At 68.9% G+C, this 2,518-nt stretch carries 4 protein-coding genes; 1 reads left to right on the top strand and 3 read right to left on the bottom strand.

Annotated elements, in window-relative coordinates; all coding sequences use genetic code 11:
* Nucleotides 1-285, top strand: a 285-nt coding sequence (locus PLN84_RS13060; protein ID WP_348532171.1) for a nuclear transport factor 2 family protein, incomplete at its 5' end; no start/stop codon positions are given.
* Here PLN84_RS13060 and thiE read toward each other — a convergent pair.
* The 3 genes from thiE to PLN84_RS13045 form a co-directional block, all read right to left on the bottom strand.
* A complete protein-coding gene (thiE, locus tag PLN84_RS13055; protein ID WP_292383193.1) occupies nucleotides 282-917 on the bottom strand; it encodes a thiamine phosphate synthase in 636 nt (211 codons plus the stop codon). The two genes, PLN84_RS13060 and thiE, sit on opposite strands and share 4 nt — an antisense overlap.
* Nucleotides 917-1,756: a hydroxyethylthiazole kinase gene (gene thiM / locus PLN84_RS13050; RefSeq protein WP_292383191.1), complete on the bottom strand. Its 840-nt coding sequence runs from the start codon at nucleotides 1,754-1,756 to the stop codon at nucleotides 917-919. Before thiM ends, thiE begins: the two co-directional genes overlap by 1 nt.
* Before the next feature lie 143 nt (nucleotides 1,757-1,899).
* Nucleotides 1,900-2,518 (bottom strand): PAS domain S-box protein (locus PLN84_RS13045; protein ID WP_348532170.1); only part of this gene is annotated, 619 nt, incomplete at its 5' end.

Genomic DNA, 2,518 nt, shown 5'->3' with positions numbered 1-2,518 from the left:
GATTATCTCGCGCCGGAAGCCCTCGTCGTCAGCCCCTGGGGCATCCTGGACAGGGAAGGGATCCTCCGTGATCTCGTGGAGAATCCCAACGAATTTCCGAAGTATGCCGTCATGAACCCGAGAGTCGTGCCCGTCGGGGAGGGGTGTGCCGTCCTCGCCTATACCGTCTCCTTCGGCGCGCAGATGCTCTACGTATCGACCGTATACGCCCGGAGCGGCGGCCGATGGCGGGCGGTCTTCCACCAGAGGACCCCGGCGCTCCGGAAGCCGGAGTCAGAGGGTTAACGCCTTTTCGCCTTTGCGGCGGCGATCCGGGCCCGGAGGTCCCGTGCGGCAGCGGTGACGTCGTCCTTGCCGACGACCGCCGAGATCACCGCGACCCCGTCCGCCCCCACGGCGATGACGTCGGCGATGTTTGCCACGGTGATCCCCCCGATCGCGACGAGGGGAAGGGGGACCGCGGCCCGGACCGCCGCGAGCATGGCGAGCCCGTGGCCCGGGCCCGCGTCGTCTTTCGAGTTGGTCGCAAACGTCGGGCTGAGCGCCACGTAATCGGCCCCCTCCGCCGCGGCCCGGGCCGCTGTGGCGGTGGACCCCACCGAGGCCCCGATGATGAACCCCGGCGGGGCGATCCGTCGGGCCCGCCCAATGGGGAGGTCGCCTGCGCCGAGGTGGACCCCATCGGCACCAGCCGCGAGGGCCACGTCCAGGCGGTCGTTCACGATGAAGAGGGCGCCGGCGTCAGAGGTAATCTCCCGGATGGCGAGGGCTGCCGCGAAGAGGTCCCGCCCGGAGAGGTTCTTGTCACGGAGCTGGACCGCGTCCGCTCCCCCCGCGACGGCCTGCCGGGCAAGCTCCGCGTGGGATCGGCCGCGGCCGATCTTCTCGTCGGTGACTACGTAGAGGTCGTATCCCATCACCGCTCCTCGATCCGGGCGTGCCGGGCGAGGTCGTCGGGCGTGAGCCCGGCAAGCTCGTCAAAGAGTCCTGTCCTGAACGAGTAGGGGCCGCGGGCCCCGGCAACGGCCCGCTCTCCTGCCCGCCCGAAAGCCGCGAGCGCCGCGGCCGACGCGACCGCGTAATCGTCCGCGACCGCGACGAACGCCGCTGTAACCGAGGAGGCCATGCACCCGGTGCCCGAGAGGCGGTCCATCATCGGGTTGCCGTTCCTGACGAGGTAGACCCGGCTCCCGTCGGTGACGACGTCGACCGCTCCCGTCATCGATACGACGGTCCCGGTCAGGCGGGCGCACGCCCGCGCCGTTGCGACGGGGTCGCCCGAGATTCCGCCGGAGTCGACCCCACGGACGCTCCCGCCGGTCCCGGCGAGGACGCCGATCTCCCCGGCGTTCCCCTTCAGGACGGCGACATCGAGAGCATCGAGGAGCTTTTGCACTGTTTCGGTCCGGAACGGCGTCGCCCCCGCACCGACCGGGTCGAGGACGACCGGGATGCCGAGGTCGTTTGCCCGGCGCCCGGCAGCGAGCATCGCCTCGACCTGCGCCGCCGAGAGCGTCCCGATGTTCAGGACGAGGGCGCCTGCGGCGGCGACCATATCGGCAACCTCCTCGGGCGCCTCGGCCATCACCGGGGCGGCCCCGGTAGAGATCGTGATGTTCGCGCAGTCGTTGATCGTGACGCTGTTCGTGATGTGGTGGATAAGCGGCCGCTGCTCCCGCACGGCGGCGAAGAGGCCGGCGGGGATAGCGCCGTCCATCATGCGTGCCGATGAGCCTTCTGTCGTGTTGCCCGGCATAACTACCCTAATTGTTTCTATGGCAACTGCATAAAACCGGTCGCCGGGCAGCGGCGGGCCGCACCTATTTATACCATCCCTGGACAGGGTCGCGCACCTGCCTCCCGGAAAACGCGGGGGCCGGGGCCGGCCGGGCTGGCGGGTCACTCCAGATCGTGCCGCCGGAGAAACTCGCGGACCTTTCGGGACTCCACCCATCCCCGGTCCAGCTGCCGGATATAGTCGTTGATACGCTCGACCTGTTCGCGGATGACCCCCGCTGTCACCTCGTCGTCAAGCAGCTCCGCCCTTCCCAGGGTCACCTGCAGGGGCTGGCGAATGTGGTCGCCGAGGACGGCGAACTGCTCGATGTTCCGCTCAATCTGGTAGAAGGCCTGCTGGCGAAGCAGTTCGTTCTGTTTCCGCTCCGTGACGTCCCGCCCGACCGTCTGGACGCCGACGACCTTCCCGTGCTCCAGGATCGCCGACTCGTTCAGCTCGACGAACGCCGCCGACCCGTCTTTGCGGCGGAACTCGACCTCGAGCCCCTCCACCGGCTCGCCCCGGGCCACCCTTTTCTGCCCCTCCTCCCACGCGGGAAGCGACAGCGGGTTGACGTAGTTGCGGCACTCGCGGCCAATGAGTTCTTCGGGGGTGTAGCCGAGGATACGGGCCACGGCCGGGGAGATGTAGGTGATCCCGGAATCGTAGTAGCAGGTGTAGATCATATCGAAGCTCCGCTGTGCGATCTCGCGGAACTTCTCCTCGCTCGCGAGGAGCGCC

Origin of the sequence: Methanoculleus sp., from assembly GCF_035363275.1 — an archaeon.
Lineage (GTDB): Archaea > Halobacteriota > Methanomicrobia > Methanomicrobiales > Methanoculleaceae > Methanoculleus.
This window is presented reverse-complemented; position numbering and strand designations above follow the sequence as displayed.